We start from the raw sequence: 18,618 nt of genomic DNA on the forward strand, positions 1-18,618 counted from the left end.
GTGGTGGGTCAGTTGATGAATTGGCTGGCTGATACACCGCTATCGCAGGCAAGCCAGCTCCCACAGTTGAATCGTGTTTCTTCAGAGAGAAAACCGTCATTTGAGGAGGATTGAACCATGCAAACCAAATTGCTGATCAACGGCCAACTGGTACAAGGCGAAGGCCCGGCCCAGGCCGTATTCAACCCGGCGCTGGGCCGTGTGCTGGTGGAAATCAACGAAGCCAGTGAAGCGCAGGTCGACGCCGCCGTGCGCGCCGCCGACGCGGCCTTCGACAGCTGGTCGCAAACCGCGCCCAAGGACCGCTCGCTGTTGCTGCTGAAACTGGCTGACGCAATCGAAGCCCACGGCGAAGAGCTGGCCAAGCTGGAATCGGACAACTGCGGCAAGCCCTACAGCGCCGCGCTGAACGACGAAATCCCGGCGATTGCCGACGTGTTCCGCTTCTTTGCCGGCGCCAGCCGTTGCATGAGCGGTTCGGCGGCGGGCGAATACCTGCCCGGGCACACCTCGATGATCCGCCGCGACCCGGTGGGCGTGGTTGCCTCCATCGCGCCGTGGAACTACCCCTTGATGATGGTCGCCTGGAAAATCGCCCCGGCCCTCGCCGCCGGTAATACCGTGGTGCTCAAGCCGTCGGAACAAACCCCGCTGACCGCCCTGCGCATGGTCGAACTGGCCGCTGATATCTTCCCTGCCGGTGTGCTCAACCTGGTATTCGGCCGTGGGCCGACCGTCGGTAGCCCGCTGGTGACTCACCCCAAAGTGCGCATGGTGTCGCTGACCGGCTCCATCGCCACGGGCGCGAATATCATCGCAAACACCGCCGACAGCGTTAAGCGCATGCACATGGAGCTGGGCGGCAAGGCGCCGGTGATCATCTTCAATGACGCGGATATCGACGCCGCCGTGGAAGGCATTCGAACCTTCGGCTTCTACAACGCCGGCCAGGATTGCACCGCGGCGTGCCGCATTTATGCCCAGGCGGACATCTACGATGCCTTTGTCGAGAAGCTCGGCGCGGCGGTCGCCAGCATCAAATACGGTTTGCAGGATGATCCGGCCACCGAGTTGGGCCCATTGATTACCGCACAACATCGCGACCGTGTCGTCGGGTTCGTCGAGCGTGCGGTGGCGCAGTCGCACATCCGTCTGGTCACCGGTGGCAAGGCGGTGGAAGGCAACGGTTTCTTCTTTGAGCCGACGGTGCTGGCCGACGCCCAACAGGACGACGAGATCGTGCGCCGCGAGGTGTTCGGGCCAGTGGTGTCGGTGACCAAGTTCACCGATGAAGCGCAGGTGCTGGCCTGGGCCAACGATTCGGACTACGGCCTGGCCTCGTCGGTGTGGACCGCCGATGTAGGACGCGCCCATCGCCTGGCCGCCCGCCTGCAGTACGGCTGCACCTGGGTGAATACCCACTTCATGCTGGTCAGTGAAATGCCTCATGGCGGTCAGAAACTGTCCGGCTATGGCAAGGATATGTCCATGTATGGGCTGGAGGACTACACCACCGTACGCCATGTGATGTTCAAGCACTGACCCTGATCATTCCCACGCTCTGCGTGGGAATGCATCCCGTGACGCTCTGCGTCACCCGCTGTCCGGCGGGACGCGGAGCATCCCAGGCGGCATTCCCACGCGGAGCGTGGGAACGATCAACGCATTCGCGAGCAAGCCCGCTCCCACATTTGACCTGCGTCGCCAGGAAGCTCGTGCCGGAAATGTCTTGTCGCATTTGCACTGCCATCACCCCGCTATCAATCAATTTTCCTACGTCATCGAACCGCTTAAGCTATCCGGCGTCTGTTTAATGTCCGTTGTGTTTGGCCGAAGGCATGTCCGAACCGTAATTTCTGATCCGCTACGTGCCAGGAACGGCGCGGGATTTGCTCACGACAGGTTGTCTCTATGCACCGCAGGAATTTGCTCAAAGCGTCCATGGCCATTGCGGCCTACACCGGTTTGTCGGCCAGCGGCCTGCTTGCCGCCCAGGCCTGGGCCGGGAACCGTGCCGCCGACGGCAAGGCCGTGGCGTTCGATTTCGAAGCGCTCAAGGCCCAGGCCAAACAGCTGGCCGGGACCGCTTACAAAGACACCAAACAGGTGCTGCCGCCTACGTTGGCGACCATGACACCGCAGAATTTCAACGCCATCGGTTACGACGGCAAGCATTCGCTGTGGAAGGAATTGAACGGCCAACTGGACGTGCAGTTCTTCCACGTCGGCATGGGCTTCAAGACGCCGGTGCGCATGCACAGCGTCGACCCCAAGACCCGCGAAGCGCGCGAGGTGCATTTCCGCCCTTCGCTGTTCAATTATGAAAAAACCACGGTTGACACCAAACAATTGACCGGGGATTTGGGTTTTTCCGGCTTCAAGCTGTTCAAGGCGCCGGAACTGGACCGTCATGACGTGCTGTCGTTTCTCGGTGCCAGCTACTTCCGCGCGGTGGACTCCACCGGCCAGTACGGCCTCTCTGCCCGTGGCCTGGCCATCGACACCTACGCGAAAAAACGCGAAGAATTCCCTGACTTCACACAGTTCTGGTTTGAAACCCCGGACAAGAACGCCACCCGCTTCGTGGTCTACGCCCTGCTTGATTCGCCGAGCGCCACCGGCGCCTACCGCTTCGATATCGACTGCCAGGCCAATCAGGTGGTGATGGCCATCGACGCGCACATCAATGCGCGTACCACCATTGAGCAGTTGGGCATCGCCCCGATGACCAGCATGTTCAGTTGCGGCACCCATGAGCGCCGGATGTGCGACACCATCCATCCGCAAATCCACGATTCAGACCGCCTGGCCATGTGGCGTGGCAACGGCGAGTGGATCTGCCGGCCGCTGAACAACCCGGCCAAGCTGCAGTTCAACGCGTTTGCCGACAAAGACCCGAAAGGCTTCGGCCTGGTACAGACCGACCATGAGTTTGCCAGCTACCAGGACACCGTGGACTGGTACAGCAAGCGCCCGAGCCTGTGGGTCGAACCTACCACCGCCTGGGGCGAAGGCTCCATCGACCTGCTGGAAATCCCCACCACCGGCGAGACCCTCGACAACATCGTGGCCTTCTGGACCCCGAAAAAACCCGTGGTGGCCGGCGACTCGCTGAACTACGGCTACAAGCTGTACTGGAGCGCCCTGCCACCGGTGAGCACGCCGCTGGCACAAGTCGACGCGACTCGCTCAGGCATGGGTGGCTTTACCGAAGGCTGGGCACCGGGCGAACATTATCCCGAGGTGTGGGCACGCCGCTTTGCGGTGGACTTCAAGGGGGGCGGCCTGGATCGCCTGCCACCAGGCACCGGGATCGAGCCGGTGGTGACCTGCTCCCATGGCGAAGTCAAAGACTTCAGCGTGCTGGTGCTGGACAACATCAAGGGCTACCGCATCCTGTTCGACTGGTACCCGACCAGCGACAGCGTGGAGCCGGTGGAACTGCGCCTGTTTATTCGTACCCAGGACCGCACCTTGAGCGAAACCTGGTTGTATCAGTACTTCCCGCCAGCGCCGGAGCAGCGCAAGTACACCTGATCAGGATGTTCCTCCTCTATGGGAGCCGGCCTGCCGGCTCCCATAGGGTTCAATACAATACTCAGAACCGCGACACACTTTTCATCGCCCCCATCAAATAGCGCATCGCCACCTGATCGCTCTCGGTCAAGGCGCGGTAATGCGCCAGCAATTCGGCTTCGTCCGAGTTCAATTTTCGTCCGCGCAGACACACCCTGCGCGTCAGAAAAGACACCATCACACCCGCTACACCATAGGACTTGGCCATGGACTGTTTCTCCTGATATCCATCAAATACTCCTGTTGCCCATCACCCGCCTCGCATGAAGCGCAATGCCTGGGTGAACACACCGGCTGACTTCCTGGGCCAGACCTCAGGCGTATCCTAAGGGTAGAAAAAATCTCGTCTCGTGTGGGATTTTTTTAGAGTATTCACTTAAATAAATGGCTTGGGTAACAAATACCTACAGACTTTTCCCACGCTTACAGGAAGAAAAAACCCACCGGATCAAGGTGGGTTTCTTTGAACACTAAACGACTTATCAGTCGCGTAAATCGGACTCATGAATCGGCTGGTCACGGTGCGTGGCGCGCTGATACTGCGCCGGCCAGGTTGCCTTGCGCCCGCCCAGGTCGTCGTCGGCATGCAACGGCCAGTACGGATCACGCAGCAGTTCCCTGGCCAGAAAAATGATATCGGCCTGGCAAGTGCGCAGGATGTGCTCGGCCTGGGCCGGCTCGGTGATCATACCGACGGTGCCGGTGGCGATGCCCGACTCCTTGCGCACGCGTTCGGCAAAGCGCGTCTGGTAGCCGGGGCCGGTGGGGATCTCGGCGTTCGCGGCGGTGCCACCGGAGGAGACGTCGATCAGGTCGACCCCAAGGTCCTTGAGGCGGCGTGCCAGTTCGACGGTTTCATCCGGGTTCCAGCCGTCTTCCACCCAATCGGTGGCCGAGACCCGCACAAACAGCGGCAGCTCCTGAGGCCAGACTTCGCGCACGGCCCTGGTCACTTCAAGCACCAGGCGGATACGGTTTTCAAAGGAGCCACCGTATTGGTCCTGACGCTGGTTGCTGATGGGCGAGAGGAACTGGTGCAGCAGGTAACCGTGGGCGGCGTGGATTTCCACCACCTCGAAACCCGCGGTCAAGGCGCGCTGGGCGGCGGCGACAAAGTCGGCGGTCACTTGCCGGATCTGCTCTTCATCCAATGGCTTGGGCTGAGTATGTTGCGGGTCGAAGGCAATCGGCGACGGACCTACCGGCACCCACCCGCCCTCGTCCGGCTTGACGCTGCCATGCTTGCCGATCCACGGCCGATGGGTGCTGGCCTTGCGTCCCGCGTGTGCCAGTTGAATACCCGCCACTGCGCCCTGGGCCGCGATAAAACGCGTGATCCGTTGCAGCGGTTCGATCTGTTGGTCGTTCCACAAGCCCAGGTCCTGGGCGGTGATGCGGCCATCCGCGGTCACGGCGGTGGCCTCGGTGAAAATCAGCCCGGCGCCGCCGACGGCCCGGCTACCGAGGTGCACCAGGTGCCAGTCATTGGCCAGGCCATTCTCACTGGAGTACTGGCACATCGGCGAGACCGCGATACGGTTGAGCAGGGTCAATTGGCGCAGGGTGTAGGGTTCGAGCAGCTGACTCATGGCGCACCTCTTTTGAGTTCTATGGGCACTCCTGTAGGAGCGAGCTTGCTCGCGAAGAACCCGAGAGCGCCGCGCTGAGTCAGACTTCCCGCGTGATCGTTAACGATCTTCGCGAGCAAGCTCGCTCCTACAGAGCCTAGTCGACAACGGTGGATTGCACAGGGTTCAGAAAGGAGCGCGGGAGCCGATTGCCGGCTCCCGCGCTGCAAACGCTTACATTTCGACCTGGGTGCCCAGCTCGATCACGCGGTTGACCGGGAGTTTGAAGAAGCGCAGGTTGCCGTTGGCGTTTTTCAACATGAACGCGAACAACCCTTCACGCCAGCGCGCCATGCCTTCGAGTTTCGAGGCAATCACCGTTTCGCGACTGAGGAAGTAGGTGGTGCGCATCGGGCTGAAATCCAGATCTTCCAGGTGGCACAGCTTCAGTGCTTCGGGCACATCCGGCTCATCGGTAAAGCCAAAGTGCAGGATCACGCGGAAGAAGCCTTCACCGTAGGCGTCCACCTCGAAGCGCCGCGCAGCCGGCACCCGAGGAATGTCTTCGTAGACCACCGTCAGCAACACCACTTGCTCATGCAGCACCTGGTTATGCAGCAGGTTGTGCAACAGCGCATGAGGCACGGCGTCCGGGCGCGCCGTGAGGAACACGGCGGTGCCCTGTACCCGATGGGGCGGCTGCACGCGGATACTGCTGATAAAGATCGGCAGCGGCAGCCCGCCTTCGTCGAGGCGCTCCACCAGCAATTGCTTGCCGCGCTTCCAGGTGGTCATCAGCACGAACAGCACGATCCCCGCCAATACCGGGAAGGCGCCGCCCTGGATGATCTTCGGCACGTTGGCGGCAAAGTAGAGCCCGTCGACCAACAGGCAGCAGACCAGCACCGGCACAGCCAGTATCGGTGGCCATTTCCACAGCAGCAGCATCACCGCCGACACCAGGATGGTGGTCATCAGCATGGTGCCGGTCACCGCCACGCCGTAGGCCGATGCCAGCGCATTGGACGATTCGAAGCCCAGCACCAGCAGGATCACCCCAACCATCAGCGACCAGTTCACCGCGCCGATGTAGATCTGGCCCTGCTCGGCACTGGAGGTGTGCTGGATATGCATGCGCGGGATGTAGCCCAACTGGATTGCCTGGCGCGTCAAGGAGAACGCACCGGAGATGACCGCCTGGGACGCAATCACCGTGGCCAGGGTGGACAACACCACCAGCGGGATCAGCGCCCAGCTCGGGGCCAACAGGTAGAACGGGTTGCGCGCGGCTTCCGGGTCGCCCAGCAGCATGGCGCCCTGGCCGAAGTAATTGAGCACCAGCGCCGGCAGCACCAGGATGAACCAGGCGCGGGCGATGGGTTTGCGGCCGAAGTGGCCCATGTCGGCATACAGCGCTTCGGCACCGGTCAATGCCAGGACCACCGCGCCGAGGATTGCCACGCCAATGCCGGGATGCGCCTCGAAAAAACGCACGGCCCACATCGGATTCACGGCGCTGAGCACTTCAGGGTGCAGGGTGATGCCATATACGCCCAGCCCGCCGAGCACCACGAACCAGGTGACCATCACGGGCCCGAACAGCTTGCCGATGCGGTCAGTGCCGTGCTTTTGGATCAGGAACAAGGCCACCAGCACCACCAAGGCGATCGGCACGACCCATTGTTCCAGGCCGTCGAACGCCAGCTCCAGGCCTTCAACCGCCGATAGCACGGAGATCGCCGGGGTGATCATGCTGTCGCCGTAGAACAGCGCAGCGCCGCACAGACCGCAGACCACCAGGAAACTGCGCAATTTCCTGCGCTCCCCCGCCGCCCGTCGCGCCAGTGCCGTGAGCGCCATGATGCCGCCCTCGCCCTGGTTGTCGGCGCGCAGGACGAACAGCATGTACTTGATCGAGACGACCCAGATCAGCGACCAGAAGATCAGCGCCAGGATTCCCAGCACACCGTCATGGTTGACCTGCACCCCATAACCGCCGTTGAACACCTCTTTAAGGGTGTAGAGCGGGCTGGTCCCGATATCGCCATAAACCACCCCGACCGCTGCCACCAGCATGCCAATCGGCTTGGCGTTTGACTGTTCGGCACCTGCTGCCTGATTACTCGCGTGACCCATCAACCACTCCTGCCCTTTGACCTGCGGTCTTTATTAACAACGCTTCTAAGCGACCCCTAGCATGCGCTGTTTTACTTCTCGTAACAGACGTTTCGTTGACCTCAGGATTTTACCTGCCCGCAACGGCGCGAAGCATAGCGCAGCAGGCTTTGCATTTCCTTGCATAACGCAGGCGTCTTTTTGCCTGCATTGATCACATTGACTGACAACCTTATATTTCGGTCCGAATCGGTGGTACTACCTTAACGACGTAGCCGGGAAATCCTTGGCGGTCTGTTCGTTCAATCACCCGCGCCCCTGCACGGCGCTCGCAGTCGATATAAAAACTCAATCGTCGACATGTCTCTTTTAAGGTACATTCCTCATGTAAACAGCGAAACACGTACTGTCCGCCAATGGCGTGGATATCTACCAGGCTTGGCTGGACACCGTGCAAGACAATCGTTCAAAAGCAAGGATCACCACCAGAGTCGACCGGGCATCCCTGGGTCATTTTGGAATAACCGAGCCGGTGGGCGATGGAGTCTTTGAAATGAAGCTCGACTTCGGGCCTGGGTTTCGTGTGTATTACGCAACACAGGATCGAAATATTATTTTCCTGTTGGGCGCTGGCTCAAAGGCCAAGCAGCAGAACGATATCGATCAGGCCAAGGCTCCCTGGAAATCTTACAAGGTGCAGCAAAAATGACCGTGCGTACTCGCTCCCATGAAGATAGCGTTCTTGAAATGCTTCGAAACGACGAAGCATTCGCCCTCGAATATCTATCTGTCGCGCTTGAGGAAATCGATGAAGCGGGTGGTGAAGACGCGTTCCTGGTTGCGATCCGCCGAGTGGCGGAAGCGCGTGGCGGCATGCTCAGCTTGTCGCAGAACACCGGCCTTAATAGGGCTAACCTCTACAGATCCATCGCAGTCGGCGGCGACCCGAAGCTCTCCACCCTCCTCAAAGTGCTTCAGGCATTAGGCGTGGGTATGTCGAAAGTCGTATCACATCGTACAGAGCAAGACCTCCGCGCTTAAAAGCGTGATAAGGGTCTGCAGATTATCCGGCGCAGCACTCGTCGCATTTCCCCGCATAAAGCTGGTCAAGTGCGTTGCCCGTCGCTAGAATTGCGCACTTTTTGATCAGAGGCACACCCAGTGCCCATCCGCTGCCCTGTCGTGCCCGACTGGCCGCGTCATTCAATACCGAGGTTAGACATGTCCACCACCGTCGCAAAAGCCAACCCCAAGGTTGGCTTTGTTTCCCTGGGTTGCCCGAAGGCTCTGGTCGACTCCGAGCGCATCCTTACGCAACTGCGCATGGAAGGCTATGACGTTGTGTCCACTTACCAGGACGCTGACGTGGTGGTGGTCAACACCTGCGGCTTCATCGACTCGGCCAAGGCTGAGTCGCTGGAAGTGATTGGCGAAGCCATCAAGGAAAACGGCAAGGTCATCGTGACCGGCTGCATGGGCGTGGAAGAAGGCAATATCCGCAATGTGCACCCAAGCGTGCTGGCGGTGACCGGGCCGCAGCAGTACGAACAAGTGGTCAATGCCGTGCACGCTGTGGTGCCACCGCGCCAGGACCACAACCCGCTGATCGACCTGGTGCCGCCGCAAGGCATCAAGCTGACCCCGCGCCATTACGCGTACCTGAAGATTTCCGAAGGCTGCAACCACAGCTGCAGCTTCTGTATCATCCCGTCGATGCGCGGCAAGCTGGTCAGCCGCCCGGTGGGCGACGTCCTCGATGAGGCCCAGCGCCTGGTCAAATCCGGCGTGAAAGAGCTGTTGGTGATCTCCCAGGACACCAGCGCCTATGGCGTCGACGTTAAATACCGCACCGGTTTCTGGAACGGCGCGCCGGTGAAAACCCGCATGACCGAACTCTGCGAAGCCTTGAGCAGCCTGGGTGTGTGGGTGCGCCTGCACTACGTTTACCCGTACCCGCACGTGGATGAACTGATCCCGCTGATGGCCGCCGGCAAGATCCTGCCATACCTGGATATCCCGTTCCAGCACGCCAGCCCGAAAGTGCTCAAGGCAATGAAACGCCCGGCCTTCGAAGACAAGACCCTGGCGCGCATCAAGAATTGGCGCGAGATCTGCCCGGAGCTGATCATCCGTTCGACCTTCATCGTCGGCTTCCCCGGCGAAACCGAAGAAGACTTCCAGTACCTGCTGGACTGGCTGACCGAAGCCCAGCTGGACCGCGTCGGCTGCTTCCAGTACTCGCCGGTGGAAGGCGCACCGGCCAACCTGCTGGACCTGGCCGTGGTGCCGGACGAGGTCAAGCAGGACCGTTGGGAGCGCTTCATGGCGCACCAGCAGGCCATCAGTTCGGCGCGCCTGCAACTGCGCATCGGTAAGGAAATCGAAGTGCTGATCGACGAAGTCGACGAGCAAGGTGCGGTCGGTCGCTGCTTCTTCGATGCGCCGGAAATCGACGGTAACGTGTTTATCGATGATGCCAGCGGTTTGAAGCCGGGCGACAAGGTCTGGTGCACCGTGACCGATGCCGACGAATACGACCTCTGGGCTGAAAAGCGCGACTGATCACCATCAGTATAAAAAGCCCTGCATCTGATCAAGATGCAGGGCTTTTTTAGGTCTATCGTTTGCCCATTACCCATTCTCGGCAGGGGCAGAGAACATGCGTCGGCATTCAGTCATCCACACACCCAAAACCAGCGACTATCAAACACTGACAGACATCTGGGAGGATTCAGTGCGGGCCACCCATGATTTTTTGCCGGACAGCTACATCGAACGGCTCAGGGGTCTGGTGCTGACGCATTATCTGGACACGGTAATGCTCATCTGCACCAAGGACGCGCACCAGCAGATTACCGGATTTGCCGGTGTGGCCGCAGGCAAGATCGAAATGCTGTTTATCGACCCCAAGCACCATGGCCAGGGCCTGGGCAGCCAATTGCTGCGCTATGCGATCGAGCACATGAATGCCGATGAGCTGGAAGTGAACGAGCAGAATCCCCAGGCGCTGGGCTTTTACCTCAAACAGGGGTTCGAGGTGATCGGACGCACCGAGCACGATGGCCTGGGCCAGCCGTATCCGTTGTTGCGCATGCGATTGAGCCAGCAACAATCATGCAGTGGCTGACGAAACGCAGAACAAGGTGGGAGCTGGCTTGCCTGCGATGGCATCACTGTGGCCTTCCAGATAGACCGCAGTGTCTGCATCGCAGGCAAACCAGCTCCCACAAAAAACACCGAGCTGAAATCGGGCCGGGATTAACCGGCTCCAGGCAGGTACAATAGCCGCCCCCTTTTTGTTACGGCCCTTGTCATGACTGACCCCATACGCCTCTCCAAACGCCTTATCGAACTGGTCGGTTGCTCCCGTCGGGAGGCTGAGCTGTTCATTGAAGGCGGCTGGGTCTCGGTGGACGGTGAAGTGATCGACGAGCCGCAGTTCAAGGTCACCACCCAAAAGGTCGAACTCGACCCAGAGGCCAAGGCCACCGCGCCGGAGCCGGTGACCATCCTGATGCACGCCCCTGCCGGCGTGGATGCCGAAACGGCCATGGCGTCGATCAGCGCCGAAACACTCTCGCCGGAGCACCGCTTCGGCAAGCGCCCTCTCAAGGGCCATTTCCTGCGCCTGACCGCCAGTGCCGACCTGCAAGCCAAGGCCAGTGGCCTGTTGGTGTTTACCCAGGATTGGAAGATCCTGCGCAAGTTGACTGCCGATGCCGCCAAGATCGAGCAGGAATACGTGGTTGAAGTCGAAGGCGACATGGTTGCCCACGGCCTCAACCGTCTCAACCACGGCCTGACCTACAAAGGCAAAGAGCTCCCGGCCGTCAAGGCCAGCTGGCAAAACGAAAACCGCCTGCGTTTTGCGCTGAAGAACCCGCAACCAGGCGTGATCGCGCTGTTCTGCGAAGCGGTCGGCCTCAAAGTCATCGCCATCCGCCGTATCCGCATCGGCGGCGTGTCCATCGGCAAAGTGCCCGTTGGCCAATGGCGTTACCTGTCCGGCAAAGAGAAGTTCTAAGCCGCTCCCCTTTTCTCGATACCGCCCATTGCGGCGGTGTCCTCAGTTGAATATCAGGATTGCCCACCATGATTCATAACGACGTACTACGCAGCGTGCGCTACATGCTCGACATCAGCGACAACAAGATGGTCGAGATCATCAAGCTCGGCGGCATGGACGTGACCAAGGACGACCTGCTCACCTACCTCAAGAAGGATGAGGAAGAAGGCTTCGTATTCTGCCCGGATGACGTCATGGCGCACTTCCTCGATGGCTTGGTGATCTTCAAGCGTGGCAAGGACGAGAGCCGCCCACCGCAGCCGATCGAGACCCCGGTGACCAACAACATCATCCTCAAGAAACTGCGCGTGGCCTTCGAGCTGAAGGAAGATGACATGCATGCCATTCTCAAGGCGGCCGAGTTCCCGGTGTCCAAGCCTGAGCTGAGCGCGTTGTTCCGCAAATTCGGTCATACCAACTACCGCACGTGCGGCGACCAGCTGCTGCGTAATTTCCTCAAAGGCCTGACACTGCGGGTCCGTGCCTGAGCCATGAGCTACAGCGTCTCGCCCGTCGGCTTCGTGCGCTCCTGCTTCAAGGAGAAGTTCGCCATCCCACGCCAACCCCAGCTGGCGCCGGCCGCCCGCGGCGTGCTGGAGCTGGTGGCGCCGTTCGACGGCGGTGAAGCGGTGCAGGGCCTGGAACAGGTGAGCCATGTGTGGCTGCTGTTCCTGTTCCACCAGGCGCTGGAAGACAAACCGCGCCTGAAAGTGCGCCCACCGCGTCTGGGCGGCAATACGTCCATGGGTGTGTTTGCCACCCGTGCGACTCATCGGCCCAATGGCATTGGCCAGTCGGTGGTGAAGTTGGATAAGGTCGAGCCGGGCCGTTTGTGGATTTCCGGGATTGATCTGCTGGATGGCACGCCGGTGCTGGATATCAAACCGTATGTGCCCTATGCCGATATTGTCCATGCGGCCACCAATGAAATGGCCAGCGGCGCGCCGCAGTTGATACCGGTGCAGTGGCTGAAGACGGCCCTGCATCAGGCACAGCGCCATGCCCAGCGTTTGGGGGAGCCTTTGGTTGCATTGATTGAGCAGTGCCTGGCGCAAGACCCACGACCGGCGTACCAAGTGCCTACGTCCGAACGTGAATACGGCGCACAGTTTTGGGATGTGGATGTGCGTTGGCACTATCCTGAGGCCGGGGTAATTTGTGTGCTGGAAGTGCTTACGGCGCAGTAAATCGCACACACGAAAAAGCCCGCGCTGCCTTCACAGGCAACGCGGGCTTTTCTTTGTAAACACATTCAACCGTAGGAGCGAGCTTGCTCGCGAAAAACGAACAGGCACCGCGTTGAGTCAAGATGCCAGCGTTATCGTTGACGTTCTTCGCGAGCAAGCTCGCTCCTACAAGTGACCCGAAGTCACTTCTCGACGAACGCGCGCTCGATCAAGTAATCACCCGGCTCACGCATGCGCGGCGAGACTTTCAGGCCGAAGCTGTTCAGCACTTCGCTGGTTTCGTCCAACATGCTGGGGCTGCCGCACAGCATGGCGCGGTCGTCCTCGGGGTTGATCGGTGGCAGGCCGATGTCACTGAACAGCTTGCCGCTGCGCATCAGGTCGGTCAGGCGGCCTTCGTTTTCGAACGGCTCGCGGGTCACGGTCGGGTAGTAAATCAGCTTTTCGCGCAGGGCCTCGCCGAAGAATTCGTTCTGCGGCAGGTGCTCGGTGATGAATTCACGGTAAGCGACTTCGTTGACGTAACGCACGCCGTGGCACAGGATCACTTTTTCGAAACGCTCGTAGGTTTCCGGGTCCTGGATCACGCTCATGAACGGCGCAAGGCCCGTACCGGTGCTGAGCAGGTACAGGTGTTTGCCCGGCTTCAAATCGTCAAGCACCAGGGTGCCTGTCGGTTTTTTACTGATGATGATCTCGTCGCCTTCCTTCAAGTGCTGCAGCTGGGAAGTCAGCGGGCCATCCGGCACCTTGATGCTGAAGAATTCCAGATGCTCTTCCCAGTTCGGGCTGGCGATGGAGTAGGCGCGCATGAGCGGGCGGCCGTTGGGCTGCTGCAGGCCGATCATCACGAACTGACCGTTCTCGAAGCGCAGGCCCGGGTCGCGGGTGCACTTGAAGCTGAACAGAGTGTCGTTCCAGTGATGAACACTGAGGACACGCTCGTGGTTCATGTTGCTCATGTACGGGAAACTCCTGGAAATAGGTCTGCGCTGTATTCAGGCGCGTAATTGCACCGCATTCTAATCGCGGCGACAATATCTGTTAACTGGATTATTAAGATAAGGGTTATCGGTTATATCGATATGCGATTTACTCTCCGTCAACTGCAAGTATTCGTCGCCGTCGCCCAGCAGGAAAGCGTTTCCCGCGCTGCAGGCCTTCTGGCCTTATCTCAATCCGCCGCCAGCACCTCAATTACCGAGCTGGAGCGCCAATCCAGCTGCCAATTATTCGACCGCGCCGGCAAACGCCTGAGCCTTAACGCCCTCGGCCGCCAACTGTTGCCCCAGGCGGTGGCGCTGCTGGACCAGGCCAAGGAAATCGAGGACCTGCTCAACGGCAAGTCCGGCTTTGGCTCGCTGGCGGTGGGCGCCACCCTGACCATCGGCAATTACCTGGCGACCCTGCTGATCGGCAGCTTCATGCAACAGCACCCCGAGAGCCAGGTGAAGCTGCATGTGCAGAACACTGCCCATATCGTGCACCAGGTTGCGCACTATGAAATTGACCTGGGTCTAATCGAAGGAGACTGCAGCCACCCGGATATCGAAGTTCAAACCTGGGTTGAGGATGAGCTGGTGGTGTTTTGCGCGCCGCAGCATCACCTGGCCAGGCGCGGCGTGGCAACGATGGACGAGCTGACCCATGAGGCGTGGATCTTGCGGGAACAAGGTTCGGGCACGCGCCTGACCTTCGACCAAGCCATGCGCCATCACCGTAGCGCGCTGAATATCCGCCTGGAGTTGGAACATACCGAAGCCATCAAGCGCGCGGTGGAATCGGGGCTGGGGATTGGTTGCATTTCGCGGTTGGCGCTGCGCGACGCGTTCCGCCGCGGCAGTCTGGTGCCGGTGGAAACACCGGATCTGGACCTGGCCCGGCAGTTCTACTTCATCTGGCACAAACAGAAGTACCAGACTTCGGCCATGCGCGAATTCCTCGAGCTGTGCCGCGCTTTCACCGCCGGGGTTCAGCGCAGCGACGAGATCGTGCTGCCGAGCATTGCCTGAGCCTTAGATCAGGATCACGGCCCACACCAGGGTGATCATGGTCAGCGCGACGGCCTGCGCGGCGCTGCCCATGTCTTTGGCGTTTTTCGACAGAGGGTGGCGATCCAGGGAAATGCGGTCGATCGCCGCCTCTACCGCCGAGTTGAGCAACTCGACGATCAGCGCCAGCAGGCACACCGCGATCAGTAACGCACGCTCGACCCGGCTGACATTAAGAAAGAAGCTCAGCGGGATCAAAATCACATTCAGCAACACCAGTTGGCGAAAAGCCGCCTCGCCGGTGAATGCCGCGCGCAGGCCATCCAGGGAATATCCCCCAGCATTGAAGATACGTTTGATACCGGTTTGACCCTTGAAAGGCGACATAGACGTAGACAACTGAACCAAAGGAGTGGGGAAACTAGATCACGCACAGTCAAAAAAGCGTGAATCGATGACGGTTTAATGCTGCGAAATTGACTCAAGTTGTTGCAACAGCAGTGCCGCCTGGGTACGCGTACGCACGCCCAGCTTGCGAAAGATCGCGGTCACGTGGGCCTTGATCGTCGCTTCAGACACGCTCAACTCGTAGGCTATCTGCTTGTTCAACAGACCTTCGCAGACCATGGTCAGCACCCGGAACTGCTGCGGTGTCAGGCTGGCCAGGCCATCACGGGCGGCCTTGGCTTCGTCGGACACGTTGATTTCTTCAAAGGCCTGCGGTGGCCAGGACACATCGCCGTCCAGCACAGTGCGCACGGCTTTCTGGATGTCTTCCATGGCACTGGACTTGGGAATGAAACCGCTGGCGCCAAACTCCTTGGAACGCACCACCACATCGGCTTCTTCCTGGGCCGAGACCATCACCACCGGAATCTGCGGGTATTGCCCGCGCAACAGCACCAGCCCGGAAAAACCGTAGGCACCGGGCATGTTCAGGTCGAGCAGCACCAGGTCCCAGTCGGATTTTTCGGTGAGGCGGGCTTCCAGCTCGGCAATGCTGGCCACTTCAACGAGGCGCACGTCCGAGCCGAGGCCCAGGGTCACGGCCTGGTGCAACGCACTGCGAAACAGCGGATGGTCATCGGCTATCAGGATTTCGTATGTGGCCATTGATTAAATGATCCTGTTTTTCAGGGGGCCCTGAGCGGCGCCCAGCATGCCCAGCGTAGCCTGGAGGGTCAAGCGCTACGCCCGTGGGCATTTTAGCGGGTTACGGGTTCATGGTGCCATCATGCAGACGTCGGCTGGCCAGATCCCCGGATGTAAGGCACAAGACGCGTATGAACAGGGTCCGCCAGGTCCAGCGGCATCTGGAATTTGGCGGCCAGGTAGTGGGTGCTGAATACATCAAGGTAGGCATCAAGCACTTCGCTGGCAGCCAAGTCATCGGCCAATTCCAGACACAGCGCCGCGACTTCGGCCGTGCAAAAGTGATCATCACGCTTGGATCGGCGCAGTTTGTAACGCGACAGCTGTTCCGGCGCCAGACTAAGTACCGGCAAATGCTCCAGATAGGGGCTTTTGCGAAACATCTTGCGCGCTTCACTCCAGGTGCCATCCAGCAGGATGAACAACGGGCGCTTGCCCTCTTGCACCTTCACGTCGCTGACAACGCGCTCGGGCGCGACGAATTCGCCGGGAAACACGATATAAGGCTGCCATTGCGGGTCGGCCAACACGTTGAGCAGTTCTGGATCAACCTCGGTGCGCGACCAGGCAAACGCCATGGTGTCGTCAATCACATCGGCGATCAGCCAGCCGGTGTTGCTGGGTTTCATCGGTTCCACGTCATGCATCAGCAGACACATGGCCGAGGTTGCGGCGACCTTGGGCCGCCAGGCACACAGGCAGTACTCAGGAATGACCCGGCAGCCGGGGCAGCGCTCGGCACGCGAACCACGATTGAGGAACGGCCGCACGGCGCGGGCCAGACGCTGGGTGCGCAAGCGGGAAACGGCGTGGCTCATCGGATGCGCCGGTGGGACGGGTAAATCGACACGGTGAAAACTCGTGGAAGGCTGAAGTGGCTGCAGTTTACCAGCGATACGCCTGGCTGTAGTGGCCAGGGCTCACCTATAATTGCGCGCCACTGAACGCACAGCGCAGTGGCTGGTCTATGCACCAGTAACCGAATCAGGAGAGTTTCATGCTGCGTTCCATGCTGCGTCTTGTCGCCCCATCCGTCGCCCTCGCGCTGGTATTGCCCGTGTGCGCCCAGGCGGCCTCGCTGCTGGAGGCCCAAATGAACAGGAAGTTGCAAAGCGTCGCGGCGGAGAGCAACAAGGACCTGCCCCGGGAAATCGATGAAAAGACCCTGGAAGTGGCCTACACCGTCGAGGGCATGCAACTGATCGATCACCTGAGCGTGCTGCCCGACCGCGCCGAACAAATGCGCGCCAATCCGAAGGCTGTCTACTTCCAGCTGGGCCGCAGCGTATGCACCAACCCGGGCTATCGCGAGCTGATGGCCAAGGGCGCCGTCATGCGTTACGAAATCACCGAGAACAAGACCAACCGCCCCGTGGCCTCGGTGAAGTTCGTGGAAGCGGATTGCCCAGCTCCGGTGAAAAAGAAAAAGTAATGGTTTGACCTTCACGCGCTACTGTCCGGTGGCGCGCACTCCCCCGCTTCAACGTCCAGCCGCAGCTAAGCTCCTTGATAAACGACCAATAAGCGGTTGCCAGCCAAGGGTTTTTCAGCCCATCATCCAGCTATCCCAACCCTTCATCCCCAGCGCTTTTCACGCTGTTCTGTAACATTTCCAGGGCAAAAGAAGGTTGCCCCCTGCGGCAAGCAGCGACACATGAGTGTCGTAGCCTCCGGCGAACCTCTGGCCGGCCACCCGGGCCCTGCAAGAAGGAGAAGTTGAATGCCTTACGAACCGAATGACCGCCTGCTTCGACATTTTGAAGAAAACGGAGCCGACCTCACCCAGCAGGTCGAAGCGCAGCTCCAACTGATCGCGCCCAACAGCCCGAACACCCCCCTGTATCGCGACATGATCCTCACCGTGTTGCGCATGGCGCAGGACGACCGCAACCGCTGGAACGCCAAGATCACCCTGCAAGCCATCCGCGAACTGGACCACGCCTTCCGCGTACTCGAACAATTCAAGGGCCGTCGCAAAGTGACCGTGTTCGGCTCGGCACGCACCCCGGTGGAAAGCCCACTGTACTCACTGGCCCGTGAAGTCGGCGCGGCGCTGGCACGCTCGGACCTGATGGTGATTACCGGCGGCGGTGGCGGCATCATGGCCGCGGCCCACGAAGGCGCCGGCCTGGAACACAGCCTGGGGTTCAACATCACCCTGCCATTTGAACAGCACGCCAACCCGACCATCGATGGCACCGACAACCTGCTGTCCTTCCATTTCTTCTTTACCCGCAAGCTGTTCTTCGTCAAGGAAGCCGACGCGCTGGTGCTGTGCCCAGGCGGTTTCGGCACCCTGGATGAAGCACTGGAAGTGCTGACCCTGATCCAGACCGGCAAGAGCCCGCTGGTACCGGTGGTGCTGCTGGACGCACCCGGCGGCGGGTTCTGGCAAGGCGCCCTGGACTTTATCCGCAGCCAGTTGGAAGCCAACCGCTATATCTTGCCCACCGATATCAAGCTGGTACGCCTGGTCTATAGCGCCGAAGAAGCGGTGGAGGAGATCAATCAGTTTTATGCCAATTTCCACTCAACCCGCTGGTTGAAGCGTGAGTTTGTGGTGCGCATGAATCATCCGCTCAGTGATCGAGCGCTGGCCCATCTACAGGATGAGTTTGCCAGCCTGCGCTTGAGTGGGGAGTTCCAACAGCTTGCGTATACGGGTGAAGAACATGACGAGCCGAGGTTCAGCCATTTGACGCGGCTTGTGTTCAATTTCAATGGACGCGATCAGGGCCGTCTGCGGGAGTTGGTGGACTACATCAACTTGCCGGAGAACTGGGCACAGGCTCAGGGGAAGGCGCAGCAGCGGGTGGCGCAGGAGCCGGCGTGAAACCATAAAACGCAAAAAGGGCCCGCTATTTTCATAGCGGGCCCTTTTTTGGTGGTGTGCCAGGTGAGGTATGGGGATTCAATTGGGGCTGCTGCGCAGCCCAGCGCGGGGCAAGCCCGCTCACTACAAC

Annotated in this window: 19 protein-coding genes; 12 read left to right on the plus strand and 7 right to left on the minus strand. The window is 60.0% G+C overall.

The window, feature by feature from the left end; all coding sequences use genetic code 11:
- The first annotated feature begins 117 nt into the window (after positions 1 to 117).
- Together ACLH0H_RS03035 and ACLH0H_RS03040 are read left to right on the plus strand one after the other, a co-directional pair.
- Entirely contained in the window at positions 118 to 1,542 is a 1,425-nt protein-coding gene (locus ACLH0H_RS03035) for a gamma-aminobutyraldehyde dehydrogenase (RefSeq protein WP_411380921.1), read from the plus strand.
- 369 nt (positions 1,543 to 1,911) lie between these two features.
- Positions 1,912 to 3,537 (plus strand): glucan biosynthesis protein D, encoded by a 1,626-nt coding sequence (locus tag ACLH0H_RS03040; protein ID WP_411380922.1) that lies wholly within the window; start codon positions 1,912 to 1,914, stop codon positions 3,535 to 3,537.
- Between the two features lie 61 nt (positions 3,538 to 3,598).
- Here ACLH0H_RS03040 and ACLH0H_RS03045 read toward each other — a convergent pair whose 3' ends face one another.
- From ACLH0H_RS03045 to ACLH0H_RS03055, 3 genes are all read right to left on the minus strand, one after another.
- Positions 3,599 to 3,784 carry a hypothetical protein gene (locus ACLH0H_RS03045; protein WP_411380923.1) on the minus strand — a complete coding sequence of 62 codons (186 nt, stop codon included), beginning with the start codon at positions 3,782 to 3,784 and terminating at the stop codon, positions 3,599 to 3,601.
- Between the two features lie 274 nt (positions 3,785 to 4,058).
- On the minus strand, positions 4,059 to 5,165 hold the full coding sequence (locus ACLH0H_RS03050; RefSeq protein ID WP_411380924.1) for an NADH:flavin oxidoreductase/NADH oxidase: 1,107 nt from the start codon (positions 5,163 to 5,165) through the stop codon (positions 4,059 to 4,061).
- 213 nt (positions 5,166 to 5,378) lie between these two features.
- Positions 5,379 to 7,280: a potassium transporter Kup gene (locus ACLH0H_RS03055; RefSeq protein ID WP_411380925.1), complete on the minus strand. Its 1,902-nt coding sequence runs from the start codon at positions 7,278 to 7,280 to the stop codon at positions 5,379 to 5,381.
- 400 nt (positions 7,281 to 7,680) lie between these two features.
- Here ACLH0H_RS03055 and ACLH0H_RS03060 point away from each other — a divergent pair, with 400 nt between their 5' ends.
- From ACLH0H_RS03060 to tsaA, 7 genes are all read left to right on the plus strand, one after another.
- On the plus strand, positions 7,681 to 7,968 hold the full coding sequence (locus tag ACLH0H_RS03060; RefSeq protein WP_411380926.1) for a type II toxin-antitoxin system RelE/ParE family toxin: 288 nt from the start codon (positions 7,681 to 7,683) through the stop codon (positions 7,966 to 7,968).
- Positions 7,965 to 8,300 carry an addiction module antidote protein gene (locus tag ACLH0H_RS03065; protein ID WP_411380927.1) on the plus strand — a complete coding sequence of 112 codons (336 nt, stop codon included), beginning with the start codon at positions 7,965 to 7,967 and terminating at the stop codon, positions 8,298 to 8,300. The genes ACLH0H_RS03060 and ACLH0H_RS03065 overlap by 4 nt, the downstream gene beginning before the upstream one ends.
- Before the next feature lie 180 nt (positions 8,301 to 8,480).
- A complete protein-coding gene (gene rimO, locus ACLH0H_RS03070) occupies positions 8,481 to 9,821 on the plus strand; it encodes a 30S ribosomal protein S12 methylthiotransferase RimO (protein ID WP_411380928.1) in 1,341 nt (446 codons plus the stop codon).
- A 97-nt stretch (positions 9,822 to 9,918) separates the two neighbouring features.
- Positions 9,919 to 10,386, plus strand: a complete 468-nt coding sequence (locus tag ACLH0H_RS03075) for a GNAT family N-acetyltransferase (RefSeq protein ID WP_411380929.1) — start codon at positions 9,919 to 9,921, stop codon at positions 10,384 to 10,386.
- 186 nt (positions 10,387 to 10,572) lie between these two features.
- The gene (locus ACLH0H_RS03080; RefSeq protein WP_307386684.1) at positions 10,573 to 11,283 is read left to right on the plus strand and encodes an rRNA pseudouridine synthase; all 711 of its coding nucleotides are present in this window, start codon (positions 10,573 to 10,575) and stop codon (positions 11,281 to 11,283) included.
- Positions 11,284 to 11,351: 68 nt separating this feature from the next.
- Positions 11,352 to 11,813: a DUF1456 family protein gene (locus ACLH0H_RS03085; RefSeq protein WP_017529765.1), complete on the plus strand. Its 462-nt coding sequence runs from the start codon at positions 11,352 to 11,354 to the stop codon at positions 11,811 to 11,813.
- A 3-nt stretch (positions 11,814 to 11,816) separates the two neighbouring features.
- Positions 11,817 to 12,512, plus strand: coding sequence for a tRNA (N6-threonylcarbamoyladenosine(37)-N6)-methyltransferase TrmO (gene tsaA / locus ACLH0H_RS03090; protein WP_411380930.1), 696 nt, complete (start codon positions 11,817 to 11,819; stop codon positions 12,510 to 12,512).
- A 182-nt stretch (positions 12,513 to 12,694) separates the two neighbouring features.
- Here the strand turns inward: tsaA and fpr are convergent, their stop codons facing one another.
- Positions 12,695 to 13,474, minus strand: a complete 780-nt coding sequence (gene fpr / locus ACLH0H_RS03095; protein WP_003172178.1) for a ferredoxin-NADP reductase — start codon at positions 13,472 to 13,474, stop codon at positions 12,695 to 12,697.
- A 123-nt stretch (positions 13,475 to 13,597) separates the two neighbouring features.
- Here fpr and ACLH0H_RS03100 point away from each other — a divergent pair, with 123 nt between their 5' ends.
- Positions 13,598 to 14,524, plus strand: coding sequence for a LysR family transcriptional regulator (locus tag ACLH0H_RS03100; RefSeq protein ID WP_411380931.1), 927 nt, complete (start codon positions 13,598 to 13,600; stop codon positions 14,522 to 14,524).
- A gap of 3 nt (positions 14,525 to 14,527) precedes the next feature.
- Here the strand turns inward: ACLH0H_RS03100 and ACLH0H_RS03105 are convergent, their stop codons facing one another.
- The 3 genes from ACLH0H_RS03105 to ACLH0H_RS03115 form a co-directional block, all read right to left on the minus strand.
- The gene (locus ACLH0H_RS03105) at positions 14,528 to 14,890 is read right to left on the minus strand and encodes a diacylglycerol kinase (RefSeq protein WP_076951429.1); all 363 of its coding nucleotides are present in this window, start codon (positions 14,888 to 14,890) and stop codon (positions 14,528 to 14,530) included.
- 75 nt (positions 14,891 to 14,965) lie between these two features.
- On the minus strand, positions 14,966 to 15,616 hold the full coding sequence (gene erdR, locus ACLH0H_RS03110) for a response regulator transcription factor ErdR (protein ID WP_010212680.1): 651 nt from the start codon (positions 15,614 to 15,616) through the stop codon (positions 14,966 to 14,968).
- 119 nt (positions 15,617 to 15,735) lie between these two features.
- A complete protein-coding gene (locus tag ACLH0H_RS03115; protein WP_411380932.1) occupies positions 15,736 to 16,473 on the minus strand; it encodes a tRNA-uridine aminocarboxypropyltransferase in 738 nt (245 codons plus the stop codon).
- A gap of 179 nt (positions 16,474 to 16,652) precedes the next feature.
- Here ACLH0H_RS03115 and ACLH0H_RS03120 point away from each other — a divergent pair, with 179 nt between their 5' ends.
- Together ACLH0H_RS03120 and ACLH0H_RS03125 are read left to right on the plus strand one after the other, a co-directional pair.
- On the plus strand, positions 16,653 to 17,087 hold the full coding sequence (locus tag ACLH0H_RS03120) for a PA3611 family quorum-sensing-regulated virulence factor (protein WP_169376687.1): 435 nt from the start codon (positions 16,653 to 16,655) through the stop codon (positions 17,085 to 17,087).
- Positions 17,088 to 17,375: 288 nt separating this feature from the next.
- Positions 17,376 to 18,488 carry a TIGR00730 family Rossman fold protein gene (locus ACLH0H_RS03125; protein WP_411380933.1) on the plus strand — a complete coding sequence of 371 codons (1,113 nt, stop codon included), beginning with the start codon at positions 17,376 to 17,378 and terminating at the stop codon, positions 18,486 to 18,488.
- Positions 18,489 to 18,618 lie beyond the last annotated feature (130 nt).

The organism is Pseudomonas sp. MPB26 (assembly GCF_046605355.1).
GTDB lineage: Bacteria > Pseudomonadota > Gammaproteobacteria > Pseudomonadales > Pseudomonadaceae > Aquipseudomonas > Aquipseudomonas cedrina.

Excerpts from the sequence above, each read along its gene's own strand:
- ACLH0H_RS03055 (WP_411380925.1), bottom strand. The coding sequence starts at position 7,280 with ATGGGTCACGCGAGTAATCAGGCAGCAGGTGCCGAACAGTCAAACGCC.
- ACLH0H_RS03045 (WP_411380923.1), bottom strand. The coding sequence starts at position 3,784 with ATGGCCAAGTCCTATGGTGTAGCGGGTGTGATGGTGTCTTTTCTGACG.
- ACLH0H_RS03040 (WP_411380922.1), top strand. The coding sequence starts at position 1,912 with ATGCACCGCAGGAATTTGCTCAAAGCGTCCATGGCCATTGCGGCCTAC.
- ACLH0H_RS03115 (WP_411380932.1), bottom strand. The coding sequence starts at position 16,473 with ATGAGCCACGCCGTTTCCCGCTTGCGCACCCAGCGTCTGGCCCGCGCC.
- ACLH0H_RS03065 (WP_411380927.1), top strand. The coding sequence starts at position 7,965 with ATGACCGTGCGTACTCGCTCCCATGAAGATAGCGTTCTTGAAATGCTT.
- ACLH0H_RS03100 (WP_411380931.1), top strand. The coding sequence starts at position 13,598 with ATGCGATTTACTCTCCGTCAACTGCAAGTATTCGTCGCCGTCGCCCAG.
- fpr (WP_003172178.1), bottom strand. The coding sequence starts at position 13,474 with ATGAGCAACATGAACCACGAGCGTGTCCTCAGTGTTCATCACTGGAAC.
- ACLH0H_RS03080 (WP_307386684.1), top strand. The coding sequence starts at position 10,573 with ATGACTGACCCCATACGCCTCTCCAAACGCCTTATCGAACTGGTCGGT.
- ACLH0H_RS03035 (WP_411380921.1), top strand. The coding sequence starts at position 118 with ATGCAAACCAAATTGCTGATCAACGGCCAACTGGTACAAGGCGAAGGC.
- rimO (WP_411380928.1), top strand. The coding sequence starts at position 8,481 with ATGTCCACCACCGTCGCAAAAGCCAACCCCAAGGTTGGCTTTGTTTCC.
- ACLH0H_RS03105 (WP_076951429.1), bottom strand. The coding sequence starts at position 14,890 with ATGTCGCCTTTCAAGGGTCAAACCGGTATCAAACGTATCTTCAATGCT.
- erdR (WP_010212680.1), bottom strand. The coding sequence starts at position 15,616 with ATGGCCACATACGAAATCCTGATAGCCGATGACCATCCGCTGTTTCGC.
- ACLH0H_RS03085 (WP_017529765.1), top strand. The coding sequence starts at position 11,352 with ATGATTCATAACGACGTACTACGCAGCGTGCGCTACATGCTCGACATC.
- ACLH0H_RS03050 (WP_411380924.1), bottom strand. The coding sequence starts at position 5,165 with ATGAGTCAGCTGCTCGAACCCTACACCCTGCGCCAATTGACCCTGCTC.
- tsaA (WP_411380930.1), top strand. The coding sequence starts at position 11,817 with ATGAGCTACAGCGTCTCGCCCGTCGGCTTCGTGCGCTCCTGCTTCAAG.
- ACLH0H_RS03120 (WP_169376687.1), top strand. The coding sequence starts at position 16,653 with ATGCTGCGTTCCATGCTGCGTCTTGTCGCCCCATCCGTCGCCCTCGCG.
- ACLH0H_RS03125 (WP_411380933.1), top strand. The coding sequence starts at position 17,376 with ATGCCTTACGAACCGAATGACCGCCTGCTTCGACATTTTGAAGAAAAC.
- ACLH0H_RS03075 (WP_411380929.1), top strand. The coding sequence starts at position 9,919 with ATGCGTCGGCATTCAGTCATCCACACACCCAAAACCAGCGACTATCAA.